The following is a 22,492-nucleotide window of genomic DNA, read 5'->3' as shown; positions in this document are numbered from 1 at the left end:
AGTCTCACACCTCCAGGCGCAGCATGTCGTCCGTGGTCTCACGCCGCAGCAGCAGCCGCGCGCTGCCGTTGCGGACGGCGACCACGGCTGGGCGCGGCTGCCGGTTGTAGTTGCTCGCCATCGAGTAGCAGTACGCGCCGGTGGCCGCGACCGCCAGCAGGTCGCCGGGTGACAGCGTGTCGGGCAGCCAGCAGTCTCGTACGACGATGTCGCCGGACTCACAGTGTTTTCCCACGACCCGGGACAGCGCCGAGGCCACTGGCGTCGTGCCACCGTCGTCGCTCGACCGCGAGACGAGGCGGCAGTCGTACACCGCGTCGTAGAGCGACGTGCGGATGTTGTCGCTCATGCCGCCGTCGACGCTGACGTACCGGCGCACCTTGTTGTCGCCGAGCGTCACGTCCTTGGTGGTCCCGACCTCGTAGAGCGTGATCGTGCCGGGACCGGCGATGGCGCGGCCAGGTTCGCCCGCGATCTTCGGCACCGGAAGCCCGGCGTACGAGCACTCCTTGCGGACGATCTCCCTGATCTGGGTGATCATCTGCGCGGGCGGCGGCGGGTTGTCCTTTTCGGTGTAGGCGATACCGAAACCACCACCGAGGTCCACAATGGACATCTGCTCGAGCAGCGCGTCGCCGTGCTCCTTGGCGAGCTCGGCGAGCAGGCCGACCACGCGGCGCGCGGCCACCTCGAAGCCGTCGGCGTCGAAGATCTGCGAGCCGATGTGGCTGTGCAGGCCGATGAGCTTGAGCGAGGACGTGTTGAGCGTGCGGCGCACCGCCTCGGCGGCGTCACCGGAAGCCAGCGAGAACCCGAACTTCTGGTCCTCGTGCGCGGTCGCGATGAACTCGTGCGTGTGCGCCTCGACGCCGACAGTCACGCGGATCAGCACCGCCTGGACGATCTCGCGCCTGGCGGCGACCTCGGCCAGCCTGGCGATCTCGAAGTAGGAGTCGAGCACGATGGTGCCGACGCCGGCGTCGACGGCCATCTCCAGCTCTTCGATCGACTTGTTGTTGCCGTGCAAGGTGATCCGCTCCGGCGGGAAGTCCGCGCGCTGCGCGACGGACAGCTCGCCGCCGCTGCAGACGTCGAGGCTCAGCCCGGCGGCGGCGACCCAGCGCGCGATCTCCACGGAGAGGAACGCCTTGGAGGCGTAGTGCACGAGCGACGGGTCGTCGAAGGCCTCGGCGTAGTCGGCGCAGCGCGACTTGAAGTCGTTCTCGTCGACCACGAACAGCGGCGTGCCGTAGGTCTCGGCGAGCTCGCGCACGTCGACGCCCGCGATGCGCACGACGCCGTCCGGCGCGCGATAAGTGTTGCGGGGCCAGACTTTCGGGTACAGGTGGTCGAGTTCGGCGGCGCTGGTCGGCGGGAACCCTGACGCGTCGGCGTGCGGGTAGACGTCCGCGTGGCGCGGGCCTGCGGGGTGGGCCATTTCTTCTTACATCCGTTCCGGGGCGGAGACACCGAGCAGGGAAAGACCGTTCGCGAGCACCTGTCGGGTGGCTTCGCAGAGCGCGAGCCTGGCGAAGGTGAGAGGGGTCGCCTCTTCATCGCCCATCGGCAGAACGCGCGCTTCGGCATAGAACTTGTGGTAGGCGGCGGCGAGACTCTCGAGGTACCGCGCGACGCGGTGCGGTTCACGCAGCTCGGCGGACTTGCGCACGATCGTGGGGTACTCGCCGATCGTGCGGATCAGCTCGCCCTCACGCTGGTGGGTGAGCAGGCCGAAGTCCGCGGCGGCGTCGAACTTGAGGCCGAGGTCGGCGGCGTTGCGCTGCAGCGACGACAGCCGGGCGTGCGCGTACTGCACGTAGTAGACCGGATTGTCGTTGGTGTGCTTGCGAAGCAGGTCCAGGTCGACGTCCAAGGCGGAATCGACCGAGTAGCGGATCAGCTCGTAGCGGGCCGCGTCTACACCGACCGCGCCGACCAGGTCCTCCATCGTGATGACCGTGCCGGCGCGCTTGCTCATCCGGACCGGCTTGCCCTCGCTGACCAGGTTCACCATCTGGCCGATGAGCACCTCGACGACACTCGGGTCGTCGCCGAACGCGGCCGCGGCGGCCTTGAGGCGCGCGATGTAGCCGTGGTGGTCCGCGCCGAGCATGTAGATGCACAGGTCGAAGCCGCGCTTGCGCTTGTCGTGGAAGTAAGCGATGTCACCGGCGATGTAGGCCGGGTTGCCGTCGCCCTTGATGACGACGCGGTCCTTGTCGTCGCCGTACTCGGACGAGCGCAGCCACCAGGCGCCGTCCTCCTCGTAGAGCTTGCCGCTGTCCTTGAGCTCCGCGACGAGCCTGCCGACCTCACCGGACTCGTGCAGCGAGTTCTCGTGGAAGTAGACGTCGAAGTCGGTGCCGAAGTCGTGCAGGCTCTGCTTGATCTCGGCGAACATCAGGTCGATGCCGATCCGGCGGAACGTCTCGCCCGTCTCGTCCTCGGGCAGCGAGAGCGCGCTGGGCTCCTGGCGGATGACCTCGGCGGCGATGTCGGAGATGTAGCCGCCCGCGTAGCCGTCCTCGGGGGCGGGCTCGCCCTTGGCCGCGGCGATGAGCGAGTTGGCGAACCGGTCGATCTGCGCGCCGTGGTCGTTGAAGTAGTACTCGCGGGTCACCGCGGCGCCCTGCGCGGTCAGCATGCGGCCGAGCGCGTCGCCGACGGCGGCCCAGCGGGTGCCGCCGAGGTGGATCGGGCCGGTCGGGTTCGCCGAGACGAACTCGAGGTTGATCTTGACGCCCGCCAGCGCGTCGCCGAGGCCGTAGCCGTCACCGGCGGAGATGACCTGGCTGATGACCTCGCCCTGCGCGTCCGCGGCGAGGCGGAGGTTCAGGAAGCCGGGGCCCGCGACGTCGGCCGCGTCGATGCCGTCGGCCGCGGCCAGCACCGCGGCCAGCTCGGTGGCGAAGTCGAACGGCTTCATCCCGGCCTTCTTGCCCACCTGCATCGCCAGGTTGGTCGCGTAGTCTCCGTGCTCCGGGTTGCGCGGGCGCTCGATCGTCACCTGCTCCGGCAGGATGGCGTCATCGATGCCACGTGCGGCGAGAACCTGCACGGCGGAACTGCGGACCAGGTCGGCGAGAGCTGCGGGAGTCACCTGCGGAATTCTATGGGTGTGGGTTGACCGGCCAAGACAAGGGTGGAGGCGGACCGGGTGCGGGTGATTCCGATCATCATCGGGGCGACGTTGCTGGTGACCGGGTGTTCGACCGCGATCGCGGGGAAGGCGCTGCCCGACCCGGCGGCGGACTTCGTGCCGAGCGCGGCCGACCGGGATCCGTCGAAGCGGATACCCGGCGTGGTGATGGAGAAGGCCGAGGGCCTGCACATCCTCCCGGGGCAGCGCGTCGCCTACGACCACCTCCCGCCGTTCGGCGGCAAGCACGACCCGGTCTGGGCTGCGTGCAACGGCGCCGTCTACACCAAGGCGGTGCGCACGGAGCACATGGTCCACTCGCTGGAGCACGGCGCGGTCTGGATCGCCTACAACCCCGACCAGGTCTCCGGCGACGCGCTCGACCAGCTGAAAGTCCGCGTCGACGGCAAGCCGTACATGCTGCTCTCGCCGTACCCCGGCCTGGACAAGCCGATCTCGCTGCAGTCGTGGGAGCACCAGCTGAAGGTCGACACCGCGGACGACCCCCGCATCGGCCAGTTCATCGTCGCGCTGCGGACCAACCCGAACACGTACTTCGAGGTCGGCGCCCCCTGCGACAGCCCGCAGTTCGACGTCGACAACCCGCCGCCGTTCGACCCTTCGCCACCGGGAACGGATGCCGTACCGCCGAAGTGATATGGGGCTTCTTCACAGGCACCTCGCAGGCCGTGCCTAAACTGGCCTGCGGCAGACACTGACCTGAAGAGAACGCGGGAGCCATGGCTAACGGGGCAACTAAGAAGAACACGCCCAAAAAGGGTGTTGTGAAGGCGACCCGCAGTTCCGTCGTGTCCAAGAAGGGCGCGCCGTGGGGCACCATCATCGCGGTGATCGGCGTGATCGCGCTGGCAGGCGCGGTGCTGGGCTACTACCTCGTGCAGTCCGCGCCCAAGCGTGACCAGAAGGCACGCGAGGAGGCCGCCGCGGCGTTCGCGCCGTCCAAGGAGAACCCCGACCCCTCCGGCAAGATCGAGGGCGTCATCAAGAAGGACTACAAGGGCACCGTCCACGTGCTGCCGACCGAGCGCGTCGCGTACGACCAGACGCCCGCCTTCGGTGGCCCGCACGACCAGTCCTGGGCCGCCTGCACCGGCGTCGTCTACCCGAAGGCCGTGCGCACCGAGAACATGGTCCACGGGCTGGAGCACGGCGCGGTCTGGATCGCCTACAACCCCGACCAGGTCTCCGGCGACGCTCTCAAGGCGCTCGAGGTCCGCGTCCAGGGCAAGCCGTTCACCATGCTTTCGCCGTACCCCGGCCTCGACAAGCCGATCTCGCTGCAGGCCTGGGGTCACCAGCTGAAGCTCGACAAGACCGACGACCCGCGCATCGACCAGTTCGTCGCCGCGCTGCGCAGCAACCCGAACACCTATCCCGAGGTCGGCGCGACCTGCGACAACCCGCAGTTCGACATCGACAACCCGCCGCCGTTCGACCCGTCGAAGCCCGGCCCCGACGCCAAGCCGATGGACTACGCGGGCTCGCAGGGCGCGCAGGGTGAGAACGGCCAGCCCCCGTCGTCCCCGGCGGCCCCGCCTTCGTCCGCGCCGGCTGGTCAGTGACGTCGCTGGAGGAACACACCGAGGAGTCATCACCCGAGCGGCCTGCCTGGTCCCGGGTGGTGATCATCGGCGGCGCGCTGCTCGCGGTGCTGCTGGTCGGCATCAGCGTCGGGGTGTTCCTGTCCAACCTGCTCGGCGGCCCGTCCGACTCGACGCCGGACGCCAGTTCGATCGAAGTCGGCTTCGCCCAGGACATGTCGGTGCACCACCTGCAGGCGGTCACCATGGCGAACTGGGCCCGAGACAACTCGACGGACGGCGCGGTCAAGCAGCTCGCGTTCGACATCGAGACCTCGCAGACGGAACAGGTCGGCCGCATGAAGGGCTGGCTGATGCTCTGGGACAAGCCGGAGCAGGCGACCGGCGCGTACATGACCTGGATGGCCGAGCCGATGGCCGGGCACCAGCACGGCGCCCCGGTCACGGCCGGTGACGCGGTGATGCCGGGCATGGCGACCTCAGCCGAACTGGCGAAGCTTCGGTCCTTGAAGGGCCAGGAGATGGACGTCTACTTCCTGCAGCTGATGCTCCGGCATCACCAGGGCGGCTCGTCCATGACGCAGTACGCGAAGGACCACTCGAAGAACAACGCGGTCCAGCTGCTGACCTCGAGCATCCTCAAGGCCCAGGGCTCCGAGATGGTCCTCATGACCCAGATGCTCGCGGCCAAGGGCGCCCAGCCGCTCCCCGTTTCCTAGGGATCCGGGGAAAAAAATCCCAATGTGGCTTTCGTCAGCTCTGAGCTGACGAAAGCCACATTGGCGTGCTGAAACCTGACCAAAGCCGCATTGGGATTTTTTTCCCCGGCTCTACCAGGGCAGTTGCTCGCAGCGCTTGGCGCATTGGGGGGCCTCGACCTGCAGGGTCGCGTGCTCGATCGAGTACCGCGAGGACAGCAGGTTCTGGGCGGCCGTGAGGACCGTCGACTGCTCGGCCTCGGTGTTCACCGTCAGGTGGGCCGACGCGACCTCCATGCCGGAGGTGAGCGTCCAGACGTGCAGGTCGTGGACGTCGTCGACGCCGGGCAGTGCGGCCAGTTCGGCGCTGATCTCGCCGACGTCGACGCCCTGCGGCGCGTGCTGGAACAGGATCCGCAGCGCGCGCTTGGCGAGCGCGTAGGTGCGGGGCAGTACGAACAGGCCGATCGCGACACCGATGATCGGGTCCGCGTAGCGCCAGCCGGTGAACAGCGTGAGCGCGCCGCTGATCAGCACGCCGACCGAGCCGATCAGGTCGGCGAGCACTTCGAGATAGGCGCCGCGGACGTTGATGCTCTCCTCGGCACCCGAACGCAGCAGCGCGAACGAGACGAGGTTCGCGATGAGACCGGCGGTGGCCGCGAGCAGCACCGGCAGGCCGGGTACCTCTGGCGGGTCGCTGATCCGGCCGATGGCCTCGAACAGCACGTAACCCGCGACGCCGAAGAGCAGGATCGCGTTGCCGAGCGCGGCCAGCACTTCGGCGCGGTAGAGGCCGAACGTGCGGCTGAACGTCGCCTTGGAGCGGCGCGCCACCATGATCGCGGCGAGCGCCATGCCGACGCCGAGCACGTCGGTGAACATGTGCGCGGCGTCCGAGATCAACGCCAGCGACGAGGTCGCGAAGCCGACCACGAACTCCAGGATCATGAACGCGGCGCCCACGAACAACGAGATCGTCAACGCGCGCAGGTGGCGGCCGGACGCGCTCTCCCCCGCCGCGATCGCCTGGCCATGACCGTGCCCGTGTCCCATTGCGCGCCTTCCTCTGCTCACCTTGCCCGACCGAATATATAGTCGCATGCGCATATGTGCAATGCAGGTGAGCCTAAGTTCTCCCCCCTCACTGGAAAGGTAACGTGGAAGACGCGGACCCCGTTATCCCCCAACCGAGCCTTCTCGGACTGCGGGAAGTAATCAGCGGGCGGCCCACTCCTCACGGGTGATCGCGTATTCGACCTCGCCGTGTTCCGTGCCCGGAATCGGGTCATGCAGGCCGAGGTCGAACTTCTTGACGAACCGGAGCCCGCTCTTCTCCATCACGCGCCGCGAACCGGTGTTGACGGCCATCGTCTGCGCGTAGACACGGCGCACGCCGAACTCGGTGAATCCCTTGTCGATCAGGGCACGCGAGCCCTCGCTGCCATAGCCCTTGCCCCACGCGGCCTTGCGCAGCCGATAGCCGAGTTCGACGTCGCCCGGCACGTCGGAGGGCTGCGGCCGAAAGTGGAACCAGCCAAGGAACTCGCCCGTCGTCTTCTCGATCGCGGCCCAGAAGCCGTAACCGTCGAAGCGGTCGTAGTAGCTCAGAAAAGCGGGCAGATAGTCATCTCGGATCTCCTCGGCAGGCGTCGGCTTGCCCCCGGTGAGATACCGCATCACCTCGGGGTCGCCGTCGAGCTCGACCAAGTTGTCGACGTCGCCGGACGTGAACCGGCGCAGCACGAGCCGCTCCGTCTCCAGGAAAACATGCATCAATCCCCCTCGCCGACCATGCGCTCCAGCAGGTCCCGCAGGTGCACGCGGTCGGCGGGGCCCAGCGCGGCCAATGGCTCCGCGGCGAAGCTCAGCGACCGCTGGAAGTTCCCGGCGAGCCCGCGGCCCGCCTCGGTGGCGACGATGTTCTTGATACGGCGGTCACGCGTGTCCGCGTGCCGTTCGACCAGGCCCCTCGCCTCCAGCCGGTCAATGATGCCGGTCACATTGGACCGTTCGGAACCGAGTTTCTCGGCGATGCGGTGCATGGGCATCGGCTCGGCGAGCGCGGCGAGCACCTTGGCCTGCACGGTCGTGAGGTCCTGCGCGCTCGCGGCGTCCTCGTAGTCCTTGGTGAACCGCGCGACGATGCGCGCCAGCAGTGCGATCACCTCGGCGGTCACCTTGTCGTCAGTCATGGCTGGAGTGTAGGCCATTAGTTGACTACATGAACCATCCATGGTTATAGTCATTTTGTTCACTGCATTAACCATCATCGACATGAAGGACTTCTCATGACCCGCGTCGCACTGATCACCGGCACCTCCTCGGGCATCGGCCTCGCCGCGGCCGTCCAGTCCGCGAAGGCCGGCTACCGCACGGTCGCCACCCTCCGCGACGTCTCCCGCGCCGGGAAACTCCGCGCCGCGGCGGCCGAAGCGGGCGTCGAGCTCGACATCCGCGCACTCGACGTCACCGAAGACCCGTCCACGGTGGTCGCCTCCGTCCTCGCCGACTACGGCCGCATCGACGTGCTGGTCAACAACGCGGGAGCGGGCCACGTCGGCACGGTCGAGCAGGACAGCGTCGAGAACTTCCGCAAGACGATGGAGGTCAACTTCTTCGGCGTCGTCCAGCTGACCAAGCTCGTCATGCCCGCGCTGCGCGCCACCGGCGGCAGGCTGATCACGGTCACCAGCGTCGGCGGCATCGTCGGCCAGCCCTTCAACGAGGCCTACTGCGCCGCGAAGTTCGCGGTCGAAGGCATGATGGAAAGCCTCGCCCCGCTCGCCGCGGGCCACGGCGTCAAGGTCAGCGTGATCGAGCCCGGCGCGGTCGCCACCGAGTTCGTCAACAACGTCGGCATCGACATGGAGTCGGCCATCGAAGCGGCGGGCCCGTACGGCGACCAGTTCCGCACCTACGTCACGCGGACCATGCAATCCTTCTCCTCGGCCCAGACCCCCGACGAGGTCGCCGCCGTGATCCTCAAGACGATGACCGACGAGTCGCCCGCGTTCCGCATCCAGACCTCGCAGTGGGCCGAGGGCTTCACCGGCCTCAAACTCGCAGATCAGGATGGCTCCGCGGTCCAGAAGCTCACCGGCGGCTGGGTGGCGTGACCGCTTAGGGAAACCGCCGTGCGCCCCGAATGGGCCATAGGCTAGGCTTCTCGCAAGTCGCACGGCGATATGTCGCACGGCGACCCCGCCCTCGTAGCTCAGGGGATAGAGCACTGCCCTCCGGAGGCAGGTGTCGCAGGTTCGAATCCTGCCGAGGGCACATAAACGGCCGATACTCGAAAACACCTTTCAAGGTGCGAGTGTCGGCCTATTTTTATTTCTCCCGGCCGGTTCGGTGTCATGCCGGGTGGATGAGGCGGCTTTCGTAAGCGAAGATCACGGCCTGGATCCGGTCGCGGAGTTCGAGCTTGTGCAGGATTCTGCCCAGGTGGGACTTCACCGTCGCCTCCGCGAGATGCAGTGCGGCGGCGATCTCGGCGTTGGACAGGCCGGAGCCCACCTGGACGAGCACCTCGCGTTCGCGGGCGCTGAGCCTGCTCAGCCGCTCATCGCGGGCGGTGGTGACGGCGTCGGGCAGGTGCGGGCGGAATTTCTCCAGCAGGCGGCGGGTGACACGCGGAGAGACCACCGCGTCGCCCGCGGCGACGGTCCGGATCGCGGTGAACAGTTCGTCGGGCCTGGTGTTCTTCAGCAGAAAGCCCGAGGCTCCGGCTTTCAGCCCGGCGAAGGCGTACTCGTCCAGGTCGAAAGTGGTGAGGATGAGCACCTTGGTCTGCGGGCAGGTCCGGATGATCTGCCGGGTCGCCTCGATTCCGTCGGTTCCTGGCATGCGGACGTCCATGAGGACGACATCGGGGCGCAGGTCGGTGGCGAGGCGGATGGCGTCGGCGCCGTTCTCGGCCTCGCCTGCCGCTACCAGGTCCGGCTGGGCCTCCATGACCATGCTGAACGCCATGCGCAGCAACGCCTCGTCGTCGGCGATGAGAACGCGGATCGTCATGCGGACACCGCTGGGCCACCGAACACCAGGCGGGTGTGCACGCCCCAGCCGCCGCCGGGAAGCGGTCCGGCGCGCAATGTCCCTCCGTGGACGGCTGAACGCTCACGCATGCCGGTGATGCCGTGGCCCGCGCGGGTGAGGCGGGGAGCCGGCGGGCCGGTATCGGTGACGTCCACTGTGACGGTCTCGGCCGCGCACTCGATTCGGACGTTCGCGTGTGTGCCGGTGGGTGTGTGCTTGAGGGTGTTGGTCAAGGCTTCCTGTACGAGGCGGTAGACGCTCAGTTGCGCGGTCGCGGGTATGTGCGTGTAGCCGCCGTCGACGTCGAGGCCGGTCGGCAGCCCGGCCGCGCACATCTGGCCGGTGAGGGTCTCGAGTTGCGCGATGCCGGGCAACGGGTGGCGTTCCGCGTCCGGTTCGCCGGTGCGCAGGACGCCGAGCGAACGCCGCATGTCGGTCAGCGCCTGCCTGCCCGTTTCGGCGACCTGGAGCATCGCGGTGGTGGCTTTGTCAGGCGACCGGTGCTGCGCGGAGACGGCGGCGTCGGTGAGCGCGACCATGACGGACAGGTTGTGGGTGACGATGTCGTGCATCTCCCTGGTGATCCGGGCCCTTTCCTCGGCGACGGCCCGTTCCCGCAGGGCCGCGAAGTAGGCGCGCGTGGTCCGGACGTTCACGCCGAGGACAGCCGCGGCGACGACCATCGCGGTGAGCGCGGCGAACGGGGTCAGGAAGGCACCGTCCGTGGTCCAGCGCAAGCAAGCCAGGACGGCCCCGATCTCCACGACGCCGACGGCGACAAGGGTGACGCGCCTGTCCGAGTTCGCGGCCACCGTGTAGAGGGCCACCAGCAGCGCGACGTCCGCGGGCAGCTGCACGTCCACCAGCCACTGGACTAAAGCCGCGGCCGTCACGGCGCCGAACACCGTGAGCGGGGCGCGGCGCCGCCACACCAGTGGCAGCGCGAGTGCCGCGGTGAGAGCGGCGGCCACCGGCAACTCCGTGGGCGCCCACATGATCAGGACGTGGAGCAGGAGAAGCGCGGGCAGCAGCGAGTCCCACACCTCCGGCGGCAGCCGGGACGTCCAGCGCCGCTCCGTCATCACCTGGCGATCGTAAGCCGCGCGCCCGCCGAGCACATGAGTCCGCCGTCTGATGGCTGCGAGGCGGATTGCGACCGCAGGAGGAGTCCCGATACCTACCGTGGTCGTAATCCGGCCGCTGGTCCCGGGTGCTCGATTGCCACTGGAGACGGCAGTGGGATCGCGACCGGGGAGCGATGTGGCCGCGCGGGTCCGGCGCCGAATATGGCCAGGTGACCGAGATCATCACGGGACTGAAGCTGTCCCCGTTGGAAGTACTGACTTTGCTCAGCGCCGTCGCGCTGGTCGTGACGCGCTGGCTTCCCACCGCCGCTCGCCCACCCGTCACCATCGCGGCGGCAGCCGTGTTCCTGCCGTCCGCGATCGCGCTCGGCGTGACCGGGATCCGCTGGCAGATGCTGCCGGTGCTGGCGGGCGCCGTCGTCGCGGCGCCGTTCGCCTTCTCCCCGCTGGTGCGAAGCCGGGCGCGGCGGGCACCCTGGTGGCTGGCGTTGCCGGGATCGGTGGCCTGTGCCTGCCTGATCACCACGGGCCCCGTGACCGCGTGGGCCTTTCCCATCCCCGTCTTCCCCGAGCTCACCGGCGGCTTCGCGGTCGGCACCCGCGTGCTGCAGTGGACCGACCCGGACCGGCCCGAGACCTTCACCCCCGATCCTGGGGACCGGCGCACGGTCGTGGCCCAGCTCTGGTACCCCGCGCGGACCGGCCCGGCGGACGCACCGCGTGCCCAGTACCTCGGGCGCACGGAGGACGAAGCACGCACCGTCTCCGAAGCACTCGCCGGCGGAGTCGGCCTGCCGGGTTTCCTGTTCGACGGTGTTCCGCGTGCCCGTACCCACGCGATTCCCGACGCCCCGGTGGCAGGCGGACGTTTCCCGGTGGTGCTGTTCTCGCCGGGTTCCAGCGGAGTACGCACCCAGAACACCGCGTGGGCTGAGGAAATCGCCAGCCACGGGTATGTGGTCGCCGCGCTCGACCACCCGTACGACTCGGCCGCCGTCGTGCTCGCCGACGGACGGACGATCACCACCGCGACCGTCTCCAGCGGCGACCGGGACACCGACGACAGGCTGGGCGACGACTGGACGGCGATCCGGGCCGCCGACCTCGGCTTCGTGCTGACCAGGCTGGAGGAGCTCGACCGAGGTGACGGCGCCGATCCGCTGAGCGGGCGCCTGGACACCGGCCGGGTCGCCGCGACCGGTCACTCCATGGGTGGCGCGGCCGCACTGCAGGCCGCCAGGCGGGATCACCGGTTCGACGCCGTCATCGATCTGGACGGCTACCCTCGCGGTCCCCTGTCGCCCGCCCTCGATCAGCCGACGCTCGCGCTCACCCAGGCCATCACCCCGGAAACCGATCCGCGCTACCTGCCACAGCTCACCGAGGTGCTCACGCGCGGCACGGCGACGAACTACCGGCTTACCATCCCCGGCGCCGCGCATCTCACCTTCATGGACGGCCCCCTGTACCTGCCGCCGGTGCCCTCGATAGTCGGCTCACTGGGTCGCGCCGAGAGCCCGCGGGTGGTCGCCGCCACCACCCTCGCGTTCCTGGATTCCTTGCTGCGCAACGGATCCGGCGACTTGACCGGCGCTCTGTCGGCCTACGGCGAGCTCAGCGTGTTCCGCCATGGCAACGGCCGCTGACAGGCTCGCCCGAGATCTGCTCGCTGGGACGTCCTGATCGGCGTTTACTTACACAATACCCCTTGACTTATGAGGTATTGTGTAAGTCAACGCTGTTGAGAGAGGTGATGATGGAGGGACTGCCGGGCTGGTTGTCAGTGCGGGAAGCCGCATCCCGGCTGGAGGTCGCACCTGAACACGTCTACGAACTCATCGCGGCAGGGCGGCTGGAGGCGGCCCGACCAGGACGCGAGTTGCTGGTGCGTTCCGACTCGGTGTGGCATCGGATTCATGTCATCCAGCCGCAAGCCGGACGCCCATGGTCGCCACGGATGGCATGGGCGGTCATGTGGCACATGTCAGACCTGCGGCCGACTTGGCTCTCCTCGTCCGAACAGGTACGCGCGAGAAGGTACGTTCGGCGCCCGCTCGAGCAATGGCCGCGACTGCTGTCAGCACGCGCGCAAAAACACGAGGCACTAATGCTCCCTGCGGCGCTTAAGAAGCTTCTTAACCGCAAAGGTGTCTGCGTCGGAGGCTTGGAAGCCGGAGTAGCTCATGGCGCTCAGCTGGTCTCCGAGGAAAATCATCGACGTGAGCTGTACGTCTCACCAAAGATCTTCGCCGAACTGCGTGAGGCTCGCGGCATCCGGTGGAATTCCGAAGCGCCCAATGTCACTTTCCGAGTAGTGCCCGACCAGCTCGGTCCGATCGTCGACCAGGTCACGCTGCCGGACATCGCCCCTCCCGCCGTGGCGGCGGCAGACCTGCTGGAAACCGGCGACGAACGCTCGATACAAGCCGCCGAAGAACTTCTGAAGCGGGCGGCTATCCTTCGTCGATGATCGTTTCTCGCTGGCCGGATCTGCCTGTGCTCGGCACGGTCGAGTTGCCGCGGCTGGCCGGTGGAGTGGATACGTTCTTATGGCCGGGATTGATGACATTGGCAGCACATCTTCCACCGGCACATGTCGTTATCGGTGGCGTAATGGTCCATTTGCATGGCGCGGTGGCAGGCAGCACTCCGCCGCGCGTCACCAGCGATGTCGACGTGCTGTTCGACTTGGCCATAGCTCCGGAGTGTCTGCGCGATGCTGTCGATGCACTCAAAGGACTTGCCTACAAAGTCGATCCGGCCAGTCCGGAAGGCGCCACCCATCGATATCACGGCCCCGCGGGTGAGACCGTGGACATTCTGGCTCCAGCAGGGCTGAAACCGAAGCCAGACCTCACCACTACACCGCCGGGCCGGACGATCGAGGTTTTCGGTGGCCAACGCGCGCTGCGAAACAGGGTGCTGGTCGAAGTCCACTACGAAGATCGCGGTGCGCTGGTTCCCATACCCGACCTTCACCACGCTATCGGCATCAAGTGCTGCGCGTTCCAGGACGAGAAGCGGCAACGCCCCGCCCGGTCCTTCACGTCACGTCATCTTCAGGACATCGCGTTTCTGACCAGCCTTCTCGAAGACCCCGAAGAATTCGAAGTCCGGACCTCCGGTCAGCTGGATGATCTTCTGAAAGCGGCATCGCCCTTGGATGATCGGGAACACTCCGCATGGCGAACGGTCACCGATCCGGCAAGTGCGCATTTCATGTGGGAGACACTGCGACAGCGGTAAAGCTAGGCAACCTTTGACGGAGCCGAACGCATTCCGACGAAGGCGCGGGCCGCGATGAAGTACGGCCTGGCTTGTTCGCGGAACTCCTCGGGTGAGCGGAAACCGCGGTCGAGCACATGGGTCACCAACTCCGTGGTTCCCCACAGTTCGCTGAACGTCTTATCCAGCTCGGCCGAAGGAATGTCGCCGGGGTGGAAGTTCGGGTTGAGCTCGGCCGCCTGGCTGGTGAGATTGAGCAGCCGGGCGCTCTGCTCGGCGAATTCCGCCAGCTCGGCCGGGAACTCGTCGTAGACCAAGCGGCCGGAACGGCGGCGGAAGGTGCGGACGAGCACCCTGGTCGCGCGTTCGTCGGCCGTGAGGGTGGTCAGCTCGTCCTCGGACAGGATGCCGCGGCGCACGTACTCGGCCGGGGAAAGCGCGTCCAGCCACGAGGATTCGCCGACCTCGGGATACTCGGGCTTCAACGTACCGAGCACGTATTCGGTGTGGCGGTCCGGGAAATCCGGGAGGAACAGCTGCGCGAAGGCGAGTACCTGGCGCAGGGTCGGGCCTTCGGGGTCGGATGTGGCCGGGGCGTGCTGGAGGCTCCACTCCTTGCGCCACGTGGTGAGCGGGACGTCGACGGGCTTCGGCGTCACCGCGTTCCCGGCGAGGAGAGTGTGGACCGCGGCCTCGGCGTCGATGCGCTTGATGTCGCCGAGGCGGTCGGTGTGCAGCTCGTCGAGGGTGAGGCGCATCTGGCCGGACAGGTCGTGGCCGGCCGCGGCCGCTCGGAGTGCGCCGTTGGTACGGGTGCTGAAATGCAGTGAGCGGGCGAGATCGACGACCTTCGTGGCGTCGGACTGGTCGAGGCGGCCCGCGGCGACCAGGCGGTCGGTGACGCTGATGATGCTCACGAGCGCCTGGGTGAAGGCGCGGTAGTCGATGTCGGCGTCGCCGTGGGTGAGTGCGACGTCGGCGTCGGAAATGAGCCTTCCGTCGCGGTACCAGCCGAAGACCGTTCCGATGCCGGTCATGCCGTGGTCCTGGTGCTCGGACGCGCGCAGTGCGCCGAGGCTGGCCGTGCCGTAGATGGGGACGCCTGCCGCGTGCAGTGCGAGGATCTCCTTGTGGCGCACCGGTGCGGTGTGCTGATAAATCCCGTCGACGATGAGGACGGAGTCGCCCTCACTCAGGTTGAGCCGGTAGAGGTCGCCGTGCGCGATCGGGGGATGTGCGCAGACGCCGTCGAGCTCCAGCACGGACGAGCCGGACAGGGAGGGTCCGGCGAAGACGTGGATCGTCTGGGTGTCAGGCATGCGCCGGCTTCCTGTCTTCCGGATCGGGGTAGCGGGGCAGGTCCTCGCTCGCCTCGTGCAACTTCTCTGGCAGGCCTGGCACGACGACCTTGCAGACGGCGAAGGGCTCGCCAGGCGGGGTCATGTCGACGCGCAGCACCGGGCGGCCTGACATGACGCTCACCTGGGCCGCGAGCCAGGCGAGCACTTCCGCGCTCGGAACCTCCGGGCCCAGCGCGGGCGGGGAAATCGCGTCCCAGGTCTGGTTCGGCTCGACGGTCACCGGCGCGACCGGGTAGCGCACGCCTCGGTAGGCGCTGATGCCGATGTCCTCGCGGGCGCCGCTGATCACCGACATGCGGCTCTGGACCGACTCGGTCAGTGCGCGCTGGACGGCGATCTCCGGGAGGAAATGGCTCCCGGATCCGGCGTAAAGACCCGGCATGTCGGGGCTCCAGACGAAGGTCGCGAACGTCGACACCCCCGGCACCGTGGAACAGTCGACGACCTCCACCCAGAAGCCGAGATCGTGCAGGTGCTCGATGAGGTCCCGGCTCCAGCAGGCGGGCATGGTGGCCAGATCCAGCACTTTCCGTTGCCGGATCGACGTTTTCGCCATGCCCGCCGTCGAGAACCTTTCGATGACCTCGAGCAGCGCGTGGATCGTCGCTTCCGCGAGATTGTTGCCGCTGGCCAATCCGTTGGCCGAGCAGAACTGGGTGGGCGGGCGCCAGGTCCCGTCGGCGATACCGTCCATCGCGACGGCGCGGAGCGGGACGAAGGTCGGCGCCCCGTCGCCCAGCGCGACCGCGGGCACCCACTTCAGCGGGAAGCGATCGGAGATGACCGACCGATCCGTGGGCGTGATCTCCGTTGTGGCGTAAGGGAGATCGAGATCCGCCGCCTGCGCGACGAAGGCGTCGGGGGTGGTGAAATACCGCTCACAGACCGACATCTCGATGGACTCCATGACCGCCGACAGGCGCGCCAGCAGCGGGGTGGCGCCCTTGCCCTGACTCACCCCCACCGTGGTGGCGAGCGGCCGGACGGCCATGAACACCGGCATGCCGATGATGTCGAGCCCGGTCAGCTCGGCGACCCTGGTGATGCCATAGGCACCCAGCCGGGGCCGCACGAGCTCCCAGGTGTCCTCAGGAGAACGGTCCCGCAACGTGCCAGGAAGTTTGACCGGGCCACCGCTCGGCGCGACCTGAGTAACCATCATTGTCCATTCCTGTGAGCGACGGGGGAATCCGTGCGTCAGGCGACCGCGCCTTCGTTCTCCGCGACCGCGCTTCCCGAGTCTGCCGTCTCGGCGGGCTTGGCCTTCTTCCGGAACAACACCGCCGCGAGCAGACCGGTCACCACGGCGATCCCGGCGCCGATGGTGAGTGCCGTGTCCATGCCGTCGGTGAGCGACGTGAGCGCGTCATTGCCACGCTCGGCCGAGTTCGCGGTGGAGATGGCGGCGATCGAGCTGAGCACCGCGAGACCGATGGCGCCACCGAGTTGCTGGGTGACGTTCACCAGGCCGGAAGCCAGGCCCGCGCTGCTCGCCGGCGCCTCGGCCGTCGCGGCGATCATCAGTGCGACGACGCTGAGCACGGCGCCGATCGCGGTGACGGTCAGCGGCCCGAACACGTCGGCGAAGTAGTTGCCGCCCACTTCCGCCTGTGCCAGCCAGTACAGGCCGGCCGCGGCGATCACGCTGCCGACGGTCGCCGGGATGCGGAACCCGATCTTGCTGACCAGGTTGCCGACGTGGGTTCCCAGCAGCGTGAAGCACAGCGCCGCCGGCATCTGGGCGAGCCCGGCCTGCAACGGCGTGAAGCCGAGAACGTGCTGCACGTACAGGGTGAGAAGGAAGAACATCGGCATGACCGCGCCCTGGGTGAGCAAGGTGAGGCCGTTGCCGTTGCGCAGTGACGCGATACGGAAGATACCCAGCGCGATGAGCGGGTTGCTGCTGCGCGACTCGATCACGACGAACGCGGCGAGCAACACGATGGCTCCGGCGAACAGGCCGAGCGTCTGCGCGCTGCCCCAGCCGGTGGTGCCGGCGTTGAACAACGCGTACACCGTCAGCGAAACACCACCGGTGACGGTGACGGCGCCCGCGAGGTCGAACGAGGTGTGGCTCGGGTCCTTGGCCTCGGGCAGCAGGCGCGGGGCCAGCAGCACGACGACGGCCACGATCGGGAGATTGACCCAGAACACCGACTGCCAGCCGAACCATTCGGTGAGCAGGCCACCGAAAACGTACCCGGTCGCGGCACCGGCGGCGGCCACGGAACCCCAGACACCCAGAGCCTTGTTGCGCTCTTTTTCATCGGTGAACAGGGTCATGACCAAGGCGAGCGCGGCAGGTGAGACGAGCGCGGCGCCAACGCCTTGCACCACGCGGGCGATGATCAGCCACAGCGGCGCGGTGGAGAGCGCGCCTGCCAGCGATCCGACCGCGAACAGCGCCAGGCCCGCGATGAACATCCTGCGGCGGCCCAAAATGTCACTGGCACGGCCGCCGAGCAGCAGCAGGCCACCGAATGCGAGCGCGTAGGCGTTCGTGACCCACGGAAGGCTTTCGGGGGAGAATCCGACCGTCTCCATCGAAGGGGCGGCGATGATCACGATCGCGGTATCCACGACGAGAACGAACTGGGTCATGGCCAACAGCACCAGTGCGAGCCACTGCCGGGTGGGTGCGGGTGGTGACGTCATCGTATCTCCCTGAATATAACTGTGTTACCGGAAAGTGACAGCTCTGCTGAAGCGATTGGAAACCACGGTATCCAACTTCTCCTGGATTATTTTCTTCGCTAATGCTGAGCCACCCAAAGCATTTTCGAAGATGCACCGGTGTGCCCCGGTCCTATAATGGGAAAGCCACAGAGCTGAGGAGACCACGAGAAATGTCGCGACCCAGCACTTTTCCTGAGGCATTCCAACTGACCGTGGCGGCGCATCCCGACGCGGTCGCGCTGCGCACACCGGGGGACACCGTTCAGCTGACCTGGCGGCAGTACGGCGACGAGGTCCGCCGGATCGCGGCAGGCTTGGCGGCACTGGGTTTGCGGCGAGGAGACACCTTCGCCGCGATGCTCACCAACCGCCCGGAGTTCAACCTGACCGAGGTCGCCGCCTCCCATCTCGGCGCCACCACCTTTTCCATCTACAACACGAGCTCACCGGAGCAGATCCGGTATCTGCTCACCCATTCGGATACGAAGATCATGGTCTGCGAAAATCAATTCGCCGACCAGATCAGAGCGTCCGGAGCCGAACTGGAGCACCTGCTGGTCGTCGAGGACGGCGACCTGGACCGGCTGGGACAGTCACCGGACTTCGATTTCGAGGCCACCTGGCGGGCAGTGCGCCCGGACGATCTGCTGTGCCTCATCTACACCTCCGGGACGACAGGGCCGCCCAAGGGTGTCGAGCACACCCACCGGGGCTGGCTGCGGATGATCGACGCGATGGAGACCATCTGGCCGATGGAGGCGGGCGACACGACGATCTCCTATCTCCCGTCCAGCCACTCGGGCGACCGGTTCTTCCGGCACTACTACCCACTCGCGTGCGGCGGCCAAGTCACGTGTCTGGCCGAGTTGAGCAAGCTCGCCGAGACGATCGCCGAGCTGCATCCGACGACTTTCGCGGCCGTGCCGAGGACTTGGGAGAAACTCAAGGCCGGCGTCGAGCGGGAACTGCTGGCAGATCCCGAATCCGCGGCCGCGTTCGAGGCGGGTGACCCCGCGTTCCTGGAGTCGATCCGCGTCAAGACCGGCTTCGACCGGCTGAAGTGGGCGCTGACCGGCACGGCCGCGATCCCGGAGCATGTCTATGGTTTCTGGGAGAAACTCGGTGCGGCGGTCAGCGTCGGCTGGGGCATGTCGGAGTGCGGTTTCGGCTCGGGATCGTCGCCGTCGGAGTCGAAGATCGGCACGATCGGGCAGCTCGCGCCCGGCGCCGAGGCGAAGCTCGCCGAGGACGGCGAGCTACTGGTGCGCATGCCGTGGATGATGCGGGGCTACCGCAAGGATCCCGAGAAGACCGCGGAGGCTTTGGATCCGGACGGCTGGCTGCGCACCGGGGATCTCGCCACGGTCGACGACGAGGGCAACTACCGGATCATCGGCCGCAAAAAGGAACTGATCGTCAATTCCGGCGGCAAGAACATGTCGCCGAGCAACATCGAGCACGCGATCTCGGCGGGCTCGCCGCTGATCGGGCCGATGATGGCGGTCGGGGACAACAGGCCGTACAACGTCGCGTTGATAACACTGGACCCGGAGGCGGCGGCCGCGTTCGCCGCCGAAGCCGCCATCGCGGTGGATCCGGCGGTACTGGCCAAAGACGAGCACGTGCTGGAAGCGATCCGTGCCAGCGTTCATGCCGGGAACCTGAAACTTTCACGAATCGAACAGATCAAGCGGTTCACCGTGCTGCCGAAGTTCTGGGTGGCAGGCGGCGACGAGCTGACCGCCAACCTGAAACTCAAGCGTGCGGACATCTCCGCGAAGTATGCGGCCGAAATCGACGCGCTCTACGCGGCCACCATTGGAAAAACCCCATGAACGGCAAGGACCCCTTCCCCGCGCCGTGCGTGAAAGGGGTCCTTGTCGCCGCGACCGGGACGAGTACCGGCCACCCGCAATCCAGGAGTGGTTTTCCCGGTTCGCCGGCTGCATTATTTACCTAGCCCCCCGGGCAATAATCACCACATCAACCAGGAGGAATTCATGTTCGACATCACCAAGGTCTCCGACGCCGAACTGCTCGCCACCGCGGGTGCCGCGACCGTCGAGTTCGCGCTCTCGGCCGTCGCGCCGTCGGTCATGACCGGTGAGCCCTGCGACTGATCTTCAGTTCGCGCAAGACGCACTCCTGGCGGCTATCCAGGAGTGAGCCTTACTCGATCTTCTGCCGCCTCAGACCCCACCAATCATCAGGAGGACCTCATGTTCGACATCACCAAGGTTTCCGACGCCGAACTGCTCGCCACCGCCGGTGCCGCGACCGTCGAGTTCGCCCTTTCGGCCGTCGCGCCGTCGGTCATGACCGGTGAGCCCTGCGACTGATCTCAGTCGCCAAGCTCGGCCGATTTTTTTCGGCTCCTCCCCACTGGCAGCAATCCAGAAGGGGTTTTTCGGAGCCGTCCACTGCATCATTGAACTAAGCGCAAGCCCCAACACCAAGGAGAGAACCATGTTCGACATCACGAAGGTCTCCGACGCCGAACTGCTCGCCACCGCCGGTGCCGCCACCGTCGAGTTCGCTCTCTCGGCCGTCGCGCCGTCGGTCATGACCGGTGAGCCCTGCGACTGATCGTAGCTCTCGCAAGCTGAAGCGACTGTTGGGGTGTTGCCGTTCCCGCGGCAACACCCCTTCATTCTACGAAGGAAGCTTCGATGACGCAATCCACCACCGATATCGAGCCCCTCTCCGCGTCCGGCTCGGTCTTGGGCTCCTTGCTGATCGGTGTTTGTGGCTCCAGCTGTGCCACGTCGGCTGCGCTGCTGATCGAGGAAGCCTTGACCTACACCCCCGATGTCACCGTGGTGGCCACGCCCACCGCGTGCAACCTGTTCCTGAGCGAGCAGCTTCCGGTGACCGTGTACACCGACACCGACTGGGCGGACGTCCCGCTGCACGTGAAACTCCTGGAACACACCGACACCTTCATCGTGGCGCCCACCACCGCGACGACCTTCGCCAAAGCCGTGTCCGGCATGGCGGACACCCTCGTGACGGCCCTGATATTGGCCCATGGCCCCGGCATCTATTTCCAGCCGTGCATGAACGCCTGGATGTGGAACAGTCCCTCGATGCGCCGGACGGTCGGCACGCTTCGCGGTGACGGGCATTTCGTGCTCGAACCGCCACCCAACACGTCCCGCGCGAGCAGGGATCTAGGCTCCGGCGTCGGCGCGGTCCCCGGCACGGTGATGCCCGATGTCACCGCGCACAAGCTGGGCACTCAGCAAGCTCAGAGATGAGCGCCGCACGTCGTAGCCCCTAACGTTCGTGATATCGACCGATCGAAGGAGCTACTGCCATGCCGAAGGTTTCGTGGAACAGCGCCACTCAGGTCGAGGAACTCGGCCCCGTGCGGGACCGGTACGAGGTCCTCGAGGGTTACTCGGCCAACTTCACCATTTTCGACGAGGACATCGACGCGACCGCACTGCTCAAGGGCCTGCCTCAGGACCAATGTCAGTGCCCGCACTGGGGCTACGTCATCAAGGGCCGGATGACCGTCCTCACCGCCGACGGCGAAGAGGTCTACGAAGCGGGTGACGCGTTCTACACCCCCGCCGGCCACGCGCCGTCGAAGCACCAGGCAGGCACCGAGGTCATCATGTTCAGCCCCGAGGAGGAGCTGAACAAGACCAGCAAAGCGGTAGCGGCCAACGCGGAAGAAGAAGGCCTCCATGTGCTGAAGACCGAGCGCCAGGCCGGCGCCGACGACTAGTCAGCCAGCCCCATCTCGAGGAGATCCCAGTGTTTGAAGTGATCGTCATCGGCGGGGGGCCGGCCGGTCTCTCAGCTGCTCTCACTCTCGGCCGTGCACTCCGGCGCGCGCTCCTGATCGACTCAGGCGAGTACCGCAACGCGCGGGCCTCCAACATGCACAACTTCGTCACGCGCGACGGCACGCCTCCCCCGGAGTTCCGTGCCATCGCTCGTGAGGAGCTCAAGCAATACCCGACCGTGGAGACCAGCACGCTGACCGTCGAAGACGCCAAGCAGCTGGCGGACGGTTTCGAGTTGACGCTGGGAGACGGTTCAACCGTCCAGACACGGCGCCTCATCTTCGCCACGGGCCTGCAGGACGAGCTGCCCGCGATCGAAGGCTTCGGGGAGCTGTGGGGACGCAGCATCTTCCACTGCCCGTACTGCCACGGCTACGAGGACGCCCGTGACAAGCCGATCGCGGTGCTGTTCAACGACCCCATCATGATCGAGCTCGCGCTGCACCTGCGCAGGTTCAGCGCCGACGTGGTGCTGCTCGCCGACGGCCGCGGCGACGAGATCGACGAGACGGCCCGCGGCAGGCTGGCGGACGCCGACCTCGCGATCCGCGAAGAGAAGATCGCCCGCTTCGACGCCGTCGACGAACGGCTGGAGAAGGTCGTCTTCGAGTCGGGCGAACCGCTTCCCCGTACCGGGATCTTCGCCGTCGGCAAGTACCTGCAGCGCTCCAAGCTGCCGGAACGGCTGGGCTGCAAGCTGCTCCCGGACGGCTGCGTCGAGATCGACGACTTCCAGGTGACCAGTGTCCCCGGCATCTACGCGGCCGGTGACATGGCGCACCGGCCGACGCTGCCCATGGCGATGCCGTTCGTGGCCAACGCGACGTCCAGCGGCATGATGGCGGGCATCGCGTCCGACAAGAACCTGGTCTTCACCGACACCGCTCCGCGTTCCGCTTCCGCGTAGCACC

General features: G+C 67.2%; 21 protein-coding genes and 1 tRNA gene. 12 read left to right on the top strand and 10 right to left on the bottom strand.

Going from position 1 to position 22,492, the window contains the following annotated elements:
- Window positions 1-4: 4 nt before the first annotated feature.
- Window positions 5-1,438 carry a diaminopimelate decarboxylase gene (gene lysA / locus ACFV15_RS09060; protein WP_378349658.1) on the bottom strand — a complete coding sequence of 478 codons (1,434 nt, stop codon included), beginning with the start codon at window positions 1,436-1,438 and terminating at the stop codon, window positions 5-7.
- A 6-nt stretch (window positions 1,439-1,444) separates the two neighbouring features.
- Entirely contained in the window at window positions 1,445-3,100 is a 1,656-nt protein-coding gene (gene argS, locus ACFV15_RS09055) for an arginine--tRNA ligase (RefSeq protein WP_378349657.1), read from the bottom strand.
- A gap of 90 nt (window positions 3,101-3,190) precedes the next feature.
- Between argS and ACFV15_RS09050 the strand changes: the two genes are divergently transcribed.
- The 3 genes from ACFV15_RS09050 to ACFV15_RS09040 all read left to right on the top strand — a co-directional run bounded on the left by ACFV15_RS09050 (window position 3,191) and on the right by ACFV15_RS09040 (window position 5,420).
- A complete protein-coding gene (locus ACFV15_RS09050; protein WP_378349753.1) occupies window positions 3,191-3,796 on the top strand; it encodes a DUF3105 domain-containing protein in 606 nt (201 codons plus the stop codon).
- 83 nt (window positions 3,797-3,879) lie between these two features.
- A complete protein-coding gene (locus tag ACFV15_RS09045) occupies window positions 3,880-4,722 on the top strand; it encodes a DUF3105 domain-containing protein (RefSeq protein WP_378349656.1) in 843 nt (280 codons plus the stop codon).
- Window positions 4,723-4,727: 5 nt separating this feature from the next.
- Entirely contained in the window at window positions 4,728-5,420 is a 693-nt protein-coding gene (locus ACFV15_RS09040; RefSeq protein ID WP_378349752.1) for a DUF305 domain-containing protein, read from the top strand.
- A gap of 111 nt (window positions 5,421-5,531) precedes the next feature.
- On the opposite strand, the gene ACFV15_RS09035 is transcribed toward ACFV15_RS09040, so the two are convergent.
- The 3 genes from ACFV15_RS09035 to ACFV15_RS09025 all read right to left on the bottom strand — a co-directional run bounded on the left by ACFV15_RS09035 (window position 5,532) and on the right by ACFV15_RS09025 (window position 7,594).
- On the bottom strand, window positions 5,532-6,455 hold the full coding sequence (locus ACFV15_RS09035; RefSeq protein WP_378349655.1) for a cation diffusion facilitator family transporter: 924 nt from the start codon (window positions 6,453-6,455) through the stop codon (window positions 5,532-5,534).
- A gap of 162 nt (window positions 6,456-6,617) precedes the next feature.
- Entirely contained in the window at window positions 6,618-7,175 is a 558-nt protein-coding gene (locus tag ACFV15_RS09030; RefSeq protein WP_378349654.1) for a GNAT family N-acetyltransferase, read from the bottom strand.
- On the bottom strand, window positions 7,175-7,594 hold the full coding sequence (locus ACFV15_RS09025) for a MarR family winged helix-turn-helix transcriptional regulator (RefSeq protein WP_378349653.1): 420 nt from the start codon (window positions 7,592-7,594) through the stop codon (window positions 7,175-7,177). The genes ACFV15_RS09030 and ACFV15_RS09025 overlap by 1 nt, the downstream gene beginning before the upstream one ends.
- 96 nt (window positions 7,595-7,690) lie before the next feature.
- Here ACFV15_RS09025 and ACFV15_RS09020 point away from each other — a divergent pair, with 96 nt between their 5' ends.
- Both ACFV15_RS09020 and ACFV15_RS09015 read left to right on the top strand, forming a co-directional pair.
- A complete protein-coding gene (locus ACFV15_RS09020; protein WP_378349652.1) occupies window positions 7,691-8,518 on the top strand; it encodes an SDR family oxidoreductase in 828 nt (275 codons plus the stop codon).
- 87 nt (window positions 8,519-8,605) lie between these two features.
- Window positions 8,606-8,678: transfer RNA gene (locus tag ACFV15_RS09015), tRNA-Arg, on the top strand.
- A gap of 78 nt (window positions 8,679-8,756) precedes the next feature.
- Here the strand turns inward: ACFV15_RS09015 and ACFV15_RS09010 are convergent.
- Together ACFV15_RS09010 and ACFV15_RS09005 are read right to left on the bottom strand one after the other, a co-directional pair.
- Window positions 8,757-9,419: a response regulator gene (locus ACFV15_RS09010; protein ID WP_378349651.1), complete on the bottom strand. Its 663-nt coding sequence runs from the start codon at window positions 9,417-9,419 to the stop codon at window positions 8,757-8,759.
- Window positions 9,416-10,522 carry a sensor histidine kinase gene (locus ACFV15_RS09005; protein ID WP_378349751.1) on the bottom strand — a complete coding sequence of 369 codons (1,107 nt, stop codon included), beginning with the start codon at window positions 10,520-10,522 and terminating at the stop codon, window positions 9,416-9,418. The genes ACFV15_RS09010 and ACFV15_RS09005 overlap by 4 nt, the downstream gene beginning before the upstream one ends.
- A gap of 212 nt (window positions 10,523-10,734) precedes the next feature.
- Between ACFV15_RS09005 and ACFV15_RS09000 the strand changes: the two genes are divergently transcribed.
- The 3 genes from ACFV15_RS09000 (at window position 10,735) to ACFV15_RS08990 (ending at window position 13,771) form a co-directional block, all read left to right on the top strand.
- Entirely contained in the window at window positions 10,735-12,171 is a 1,437-nt protein-coding gene (locus ACFV15_RS09000) for an alpha/beta hydrolase family protein (RefSeq protein WP_378349650.1), read from the top strand.
- 62 nt (window positions 12,172-12,233) lie between these two features.
- Entirely contained in the window at window positions 12,234-12,995 is a 762-nt protein-coding gene (locus tag ACFV15_RS08995; RefSeq protein WP_378349649.1) for an excisionase family DNA-binding protein, read from the top strand.
- Window positions 12,992-13,771 carry a hypothetical protein gene (locus ACFV15_RS08990; protein ID WP_378349648.1) on the top strand — a complete coding sequence of 260 codons (780 nt, stop codon included), beginning with the start codon at window positions 12,992-12,994 and terminating at the stop codon, window positions 13,769-13,771. The genes ACFV15_RS08995 and ACFV15_RS08990 overlap by 4 nt, the downstream gene beginning before the upstream one ends.
- 2 nt (window positions 13,772-13,773) lie before the next feature.
- On the opposite strand, the gene ACFV15_RS08985 is transcribed toward ACFV15_RS08990, so the two are convergent.
- The 3 genes from ACFV15_RS08985 to ACFV15_RS08975 are packed head-to-tail and all read right to left on the bottom strand — an operon-like array spanning window position 13,774 to window position 17,766.
- Complete coding sequence (locus tag ACFV15_RS08985) at window positions 13,774-15,069, bottom strand: TfuA-like protein (protein WP_378349647.1); 1,296 nt, start codon at window positions 15,067-15,069, stop codon at window positions 13,774-13,776.
- Entirely contained in the window at window positions 15,062-16,273 is a 1,212-nt protein-coding gene (locus ACFV15_RS08980; protein ID WP_378349646.1) for a YcaO-like family protein, read from the bottom strand. The genes ACFV15_RS08985 and ACFV15_RS08980 overlap by 8 nt, the downstream gene beginning before the upstream one ends.
- Window positions 16,274-16,308: 35 nt before the next feature.
- Window positions 16,309-17,766, bottom strand: a complete 1,458-nt coding sequence (locus ACFV15_RS08975; RefSeq protein ID WP_378349645.1) for an MFS transporter — start codon at window positions 17,764-17,766, stop codon at window positions 16,309-16,311.
- A gap of 191 nt (window positions 17,767-17,957) precedes the next feature.
- Between ACFV15_RS08975 and ACFV15_RS08970 the strand changes: the two genes are divergently transcribed.
- The 4 genes from ACFV15_RS08970 to ACFV15_RS08955 all read left to right on the top strand — a co-directional run bounded on the left by ACFV15_RS08970 (window position 17,958) and on the right by ACFV15_RS08955 (window position 22,488).
- Window positions 17,958-19,622 carry an AMP-dependent synthetase/ligase gene (locus ACFV15_RS08970; RefSeq protein ID WP_378349644.1) on the top strand — a complete coding sequence of 555 codons (1,665 nt, stop codon included), beginning with the start codon at window positions 17,958-17,960 and terminating at the stop codon, window positions 19,620-19,622.
- An 834-nt stretch (window positions 19,623-20,456) separates the two neighbouring features.
- Window positions 20,457-21,044, top strand: a complete 588-nt coding sequence (locus tag ACFV15_RS08965; protein ID WP_378349643.1) for a flavoprotein — start codon at window positions 20,457-20,459, stop codon at window positions 21,042-21,044.
- Window positions 21,045-21,103: 59 nt separating this feature from the next.
- Window positions 21,104-21,520 (top strand): hypothetical protein, encoded by a 417-nt coding sequence (locus ACFV15_RS08960; RefSeq protein WP_378349642.1) that lies wholly within the window; start codon window positions 21,104-21,106, stop codon window positions 21,518-21,520.
- Between the two features lie 29 nt (window positions 21,521-21,549).
- Window positions 21,550-22,488 carry an NAD(P)/FAD-dependent oxidoreductase gene (locus tag ACFV15_RS08955; protein WP_378349641.1) on the top strand — a complete coding sequence of 313 codons (939 nt, stop codon included), beginning with the start codon at window positions 21,550-21,552 and terminating at the stop codon, window positions 22,486-22,488.
- Window positions 22,489-22,492: the final 4 nt, after the last annotated feature.

This window comes from Amycolatopsis sp. NPDC059657, assembly GCF_042734395.1.
Taxonomy (GTDB): Bacteria; Actinomycetota; Actinomycetes; order Mycobacteriales; family Pseudonocardiaceae; genus Amycolatopsis.
The sequence above is the reverse complement of the archived record's forward strand: the minus strand, read 5'-3'. Positions and strand labels throughout refer to the sequence as shown.